General features: G+C 72.3%; 6 protein-coding genes and 1 pseudogene. 3 read left to right on the plus strand and 4 right to left on the minus strand.

From position 1 onward, the window contains the following. Positions 1-365 (minus strand): GntR family transcriptional regulator (locus AOJ26_RS35340; RefSeq protein ID WP_234358756.1); only part of this gene is annotated, 365 nt, incomplete at its 3' end. A gap of 46 nt (positions 366-411) precedes the next feature. Between AOJ26_RS35340 and AOJ26_RS35345 the strand changes: the two genes are divergently transcribed. Genes AOJ26_RS35345 through AOJ26_RS35355 form a run of 3 tightly spaced genes read left to right on the plus strand, consistent with a single transcriptional unit; the run spans position 412 to position 2,071 of the window. After that, complete coding sequence (locus AOJ26_RS35345; RefSeq protein WP_053852453.1) at positions 412-909, plus strand: carboxymuconolactone decarboxylase family protein; 498 nt, start codon at positions 412-414, stop codon at positions 907-909. After that, on the plus strand, positions 906-1,349 hold the full coding sequence (locus AOJ26_RS35350) for a carboxymuconolactone decarboxylase family protein (protein ID WP_053852454.1): 444 nt from the start codon (positions 906-908) through the stop codon (positions 1,347-1,349). The genes AOJ26_RS35345 and AOJ26_RS35350 overlap by 4 nt, the downstream gene beginning before the upstream one ends. Next, on the plus strand, positions 1,346-2,071 hold the full coding sequence (locus AOJ26_RS35355) for an isocitrate lyase/PEP mutase family protein (RefSeq protein WP_053852455.1): 726 nt from the start codon (positions 1,346-1,348) through the stop codon (positions 2,069-2,071). The genes AOJ26_RS35350 and AOJ26_RS35355 overlap by 4 nt, the downstream gene beginning before the upstream one ends. Here the strand turns inward: AOJ26_RS35355 and AOJ26_RS35360 are convergent, their stop codons facing one another. The 3 genes and pseudogenes from AOJ26_RS35360 to AOJ26_RS35370 form a co-directional block, all read right to left on the minus strand. Beyond that, the gene (locus tag AOJ26_RS35360) at positions 2,072-3,019 is read right to left on the minus strand and encodes an ABC transporter substrate-binding protein (protein WP_053852456.1); all 948 of its coding nucleotides are present in this window, start codon (positions 3,017-3,019) and stop codon (positions 2,072-2,074) included. A gap of 1 nt (position 3,020) precedes the next feature. Further along, a complete protein-coding gene (locus AOJ26_RS35365) occupies positions 3,021-4,973 on the minus strand; it encodes an ABC transporter permease (protein WP_053852457.1) in 1,953 nt (650 codons plus the stop codon). After that, positions 4,973-5,168: pseudogene (locus AOJ26_RS35370) on the minus strand (glycine/betaine ABC transporter ATP-binding protein); the annotation flags it as partial. The gene AOJ26_RS35365 and the pseudogene AOJ26_RS35370, both read right to left, overlap by 1 nt.

Below are 5,168 nucleotides of genomic sequence, written 5' to 3' on the forward strand. Positions count from 1 at the left end.
GCCCAGAAGAGACGGGGGCGGGGTGCGGCCACCACGGCTCCGACGGCCCTGGGGACCCCGACGACCCCGGCGGCCCCGGCGGCCCCGGCAGGCGGGACGACCGTGCGGTCGGAGACGCGCGTGCCCGAGCCCTGGCGGGCGGTGAGCCAGCCCTCGGCGACCAGGTCGGCGTAGGCGTCGGCGACGGTGTTGCGGGCGATGCCCAGGTCGGTGGCGAGGGCGCGGGAGGAGGGCAGCCGGGTGCCGGGGGCGAGGCGGCCGGTGCGCACGGCCTCGCGCAGGGCGTCGGTGAGGCCGCGCCGGACACCCCCTCCGGTGGGTTCCAGATGCAGGTCGATGCCGGAAGTGGCCCGCGGTTTCGCCATGGAAGTGGACCATACCCTTGGGCTGCCCGGCTCCTAGGGTCGAGTCATGACCACAGAGGAAACCGTCCGTTACGCCCCCGAGCACACGCCCCGTCTGTCCTGGGCCCAGCACGCCCCCGAGGTCTACAAGGCGATGCTCCGCCTCGACACCGCCGCCCGCCGGGGTGTGGACCCGCGGCTGCTGGAGCTGGTGAAGATCCGCGCCTCGCAGCTCAACCACTGCGCGTTCTGCCTCGACATGCACTCCAAGGACGCCCTCGCGGCCGGTGAGAGCGTGGAGCGGGTCATCCAGCTCGGCGCGTGGGAGGAGTCGAAGCACTTCTACACGGAGAAGGAGGTCGCGGCCCTCGCACTGACCGACGCCGTCACCGTCCTGACCGACGGCTTCGTGCCGGACGAGGTGTACGACCACGCCGCCAAGCACTTCGAGGAGGCCGAACTGGCCCAGTTGATCGCCGCGATCACGGTGATCAACGCGTGGAACCGGTTCGGTGTGACGTGCCGGATGGTCCCGGGCCACTACGAGGCCGGGCAGCACCAGTGAGCCGTACGGACGTCCTCGACCGCGACGTCGGCCGGGCCCTGTCCGCGCTCAGCGCCGCCGCGAAACAGGGGCTCGGCGACCCGGCCCTCGCCGAACTGGTCGTCATCCGCGCCTCGCAGCTCAACCACTGCGCGTTCTGCCTGGACATGCATCTGGCCATCGCCCGCGAGCACGGGGTGAGCGAGAAACAGCTCGACCTGCTCGCCTCCTGGGAGGAGGCCGAGGGCGTCTTCGACGAGCGGGAGCGGGCCGCGCTCGCGCTGACGGAGGCCGTCACCGTTCTCACCGACGGCTTCGTGCCGGACGACGTGCACGCCACCGCCGCCCGGCACTTCGACGAGGTCCGGCTCGCCCATCTCATCGCTCTGGTCGTCGCCATCAACAACTGGAACCGGATGATGGTGACGCGCCGGATCCCGCCGGGGGGTCACCGGTCATGAGCGGTGTGGACGTCTTCCGTGCCCTGCACCGGAACCGGCTGCCGGGCGATCCCCTGGTCCTGCCCGGCCCCTGGGACGCGGTCAGCGCCCGGGTGTGCGAGGAGGCCGGGTTCCCGGCGCTCGCCACGCCCAGCGCGGGGATCGCGGCCGCGCTCGGCCACCAGGACGGGCACACACCGGCCGACGAGATGTTCGCCGCGGTGGCCCGCGTCTGCCGGGCCGTGGACATCCCGGTGTCGGCGGACGTCGAGGGCGGGTACGGCCTCGAATCGAAGGAACTGGTGGAGCGGCTGCTGGAGGCGGGGGCCGTGGGCTGCAACCTGGAGGACTCCGAGAACGGCGCCCTCAACGACCCGCACCGGCACGCCGACCGGCTGGCCGAGGTGCGGCACGCGGCCGGCGACCGGCTCTTCGTCAACGCCCGCGTGGACACGTTCGTCCGCGGCGACGGTGACCCCGAGCAGGCCATCGCGCGGGCCGCGCTGTACGTCGCCGCGGGTGCCGACTGCGTCTATCCGATCGGTGCCCCGGTGGAGGTGCTGCCGTTGCTGCGGTCGGGGATCCAGGGCCCGCTGAACGTGCTCGGGAAGCTGGACGGCGAGGGCCCCTCGCCCACCGCGCTCGGTGAACTCGGGGCCACGCGCGTCACGTTCGGGCCGGGCCTCCAGCGCCGGGCTGCCCTGGCGCTCAAGGACATGGCCGCCGGACTTCGGAACCGGTGATCAGGACAGCCACGCCTTCCACGTGGACTCGTGGCTGTCCACCCACTTCTTCGCCGCCTCCTCGGGCGTCAGCTTCTGGTCGGCGATCATCAGGGAGACCTGGTTCTGGTCCTCGGTCGTCCACTTGAACTTCTTCAGGAAGGCCGCCGCTCTGCCGCCGGACTTGGCGAAGTCCGTGTTGAGGTACTTCTGGAGCGGGGTGTGCGGATAGGCGCAGGCGACCTTCGCCGGGTCCGCGTCGCAGCCCTCCTTGTAGGCGGGCAGCTTCACCTCGGTCATCGGGACCTTCTCGAACAGCCACTGGGGGGCGTACCAGTAGGTCAGGAAGGGCTTCTTCTCCTTGGCGAACTGCCGGATCTGGGTGATCTGCGCGGCCTCCGAGCCGGCGAAGACCACCTGGTAGTCCAGCTTGAGGTTCTTCACCAGGGCCTTGTCGTTGGTGACGTAGGACGGCGAGCCGTCCATCAGCTGGCCCTTGCCTCCGCTCTCCGCGGTGCGCAGTTGCGAGGCGTACTTGTTGAGGTTCTTCCAGTCGGTGACGTCCGGGTGCTGCTTGGCGAAGTACGTCGGGACGTACCAGCCGATGTGTCCGGTCACGCCGAGTCCGCCGCCCGGCGTGATGGTCTTCTTGTCCTTGACGTACCGCTGTTCCTGCTCGGGGTGGCCCCAGTCCTCCAGGATGGCGTCGACGCGGCCCTGGCTGAGGGCGTCCCAGGCGGGCACCTCGTCGACCTGGACGGTGTCGACGCGGTAGCCGAGCTTGTGCTCCAGGAGGTACTGGGCGACGGCCACGTTGGCCTGTGCGCCGACCCAGGACTGCACGGACAGGGTCACCGACCTGGCGCCCTGGGCGTTGGCGAAGGGCGAGGCCTGCTTGGTCATGTCGGCGGCGCCGCAGCCGGTGAGGAGCAGCAGGGCGCCGACGCCCGCGATCGCACGTACACGCATGTCAGGCTCCCTTCCCCGAGCGGCGTTCCGTCGGCTGTGTGACCCGGTCGAGCATCAGGCCGAGGCAGACGATGGCGGCGCCCGCGACCAGGCCGGTGGCGAGGTCGCCCTGGGCCAGGCCGAAGACGGTGTCGTAGCCGAGCGCGCCTCCGCCGACCAGACCGCCGATGACGACGACGGCGAGGACGAGGACCACGCCCTGGTTGACGGCGAGCAGCAGCGCGGGCCGCGCGAGCGGGAGCTGGACCTGCCGCAACTGCTGCCACTTCGTGGCGCCGAGCGAACGGGAGGACTCCATGGCGGCCGGGTCGACCTGGCGCAGGCCCTGGGTGGTGATGCGGACGACGGCGGGCAGCGCGTAGACGACGGCCGCGGCGGCGGCGGGCGCGCGGCCGACGCCGAACAGGGCGACGACCGGGATCAGGTACACGAACTGCGGCATGGTCTGGAAGACGTCCAGGACGGGCCGCAGCAGGCGTTCGACGCGGTCGCTGCGGGCCGCCGCGACGGCGGTCGCGAAGCCGAGGACGAGGGTGACGGCGACGGCCGCCAGGACCTGCGACAGGGTGTCCAGCGCGGGTGTCCACACGCCGAGGACGCCGATCGCGGCCATGGCGAGGACCGCGGTGAGGGCGGTGCGCCAGGTGCCGATCAGCCAGGCGAGGGTGGCGACGACGAGCAGCACGGACCACCAGGGCAGCCCCTGGAGCCCGCTGCGGATGGGGTCGAGGACCCAGGTGGTGAAGTGGCCCGCCCAGTCGGCGGTGCCGCCGACGACGGGGACGCCGGAGTACAGGTGGGCCGTCATCCAGTCGACGGCCCGGTTGACGGGTTCGGCGATGTTCAGGGTCCAGGCGTCGGGCCAGTCGAGGCGGCCCAGCAGCCGTCCGGCGACCGCCACGACGACGGTCCCGGCGAGGGCGTACGCCCATCCCGCGCGCCCGTGTCCCGCGCGTCCCTGTCCAGCACTGTCGTCGCCCGCCGCGCCGGTGACGCGGTCGAGGACGACGGCCAGCAGCACGATGGGGATGCCGGCGGCGAGGGCGGCGCCCACGTCGACGGAGGCCAGCGCCTGGTAGACGCGGTCACCGAGACCGGCGGCCCCGATCACGGAGGCGATGACGGCCATCGACAGGGCCATCATGATCGTCTGGTTGAGGCCCAGCATGAGTTCCTTGCGGGCCAGCGGGATGCGAGCGGTCAGCAGCCGCTGGCGGGCGGTGGTGCCGAGCGACTCGACCGCCTCCAGAACCTCCTTGTCGGCGCCCTGGAGGCCGAGCGCGGTGAGGCGAGCCATGGGCGGAGCGGCGTAGACGACGGTGGCGAGGACGGCGGCGGGCACGCCCATGCCGAAGACCAGGACCACCGGGAGGAGGTAGGCGTAGGCGGGCATGACCTGCATGGTGTCCAGGACCGGGCGCAGGACCTTGTCCATGCGGCGGGAGAGTCCGGCGGCGAGACCCAGCAGGACGCCGACGACGACCGAGGCGAGTACGGCGACGACCATCAGGGCGAGGGTCTGCATGGTGGGGACCCACATGCCGAGCAGTCCGCAGGCGAGGAACGCCGCCGTGGTGCCGAGGGCGAGCCGGACGCCGGCCACGCGCCAGGCCACGAGGGCGCCGAGCGCGGTGACACCGGCCCAGCCGGCGCCGAGCAGGACGAGGTAGACGGCGCGTACGGAGATCACGACCGCGTTGCTGACGTAGCCGAAGCCGTAGAGGAACAGCGGGTGGCTGTCACGGTTGTCGATGATCCAGTCGCTGGCGCTGCCGAGCGGCTTGGTGAGGTCGACGGTGAGGGCGCTGGGCCAACTGCCACTGGCCCACCGGGCGTTGGCGAGGGGGACGAGGATCGCGGCGGCGAGGGCGATGAGCAGGAGCTTGTGGACCGCGCGGTGCTTGAGCAGACCGGTGGGCAGGGCGCGGGGCGTGGACGCGGTGACGGTGGCCATCAGACCGCCTCCTTGCGGAGCTCCGTTCCGGAGGCTCCCCCGGGGAGCTCCGTTCCGGCGACCACACCGAGCAGGCGCTCGTGGTCGACGACGCCGAGGCAGCGTCCGTGCTCCACGACGCACGCCGGCCGGCCGCTGCCGGCGACGACCTTGATGGCGTCGGCGACGACGGCGTCGGGGGCGAGGGCGCCCGGG

Origin of the sequence: Streptomyces sp. NRRL B-24085, assembly GCF_001282115.1 — a bacterium.
Taxonomy (GTDB): Bacteria; Actinomycetota; Actinomycetes; order Streptomycetales; family Streptomycetaceae; genus Streptomyces.

Bases quoted from the DNA above. Each gene is read 5' to 3' on its own strand.
- AOJ26_RS35345 (WP_053852453.1), top strand. From the start codon at position 412: ATGACCACAGAGGAAACCGTCCGTTACGCCCCCGAGCACACGCCCCGT.
- AOJ26_RS35355 (WP_053852455.1), top strand. From the start codon at position 1,346: ATGAGCGGTGTGGACGTCTTCCGTGCCCTGCACCGGAACCGGCTGCCG.
- AOJ26_RS35360 (WP_053852456.1), bottom strand. From the start codon at position 3,019: ATGCGTGTACGTGCGATCGCGGGCGTCGGCGCCCTGCTGCTCCTCACC.
- AOJ26_RS35365 (WP_053852457.1), bottom strand. From the start codon at position 4,973: ATGGCCACCGTCACCGCGTCCACGCCCCGCGCCCTGCCCACCGGTCTG.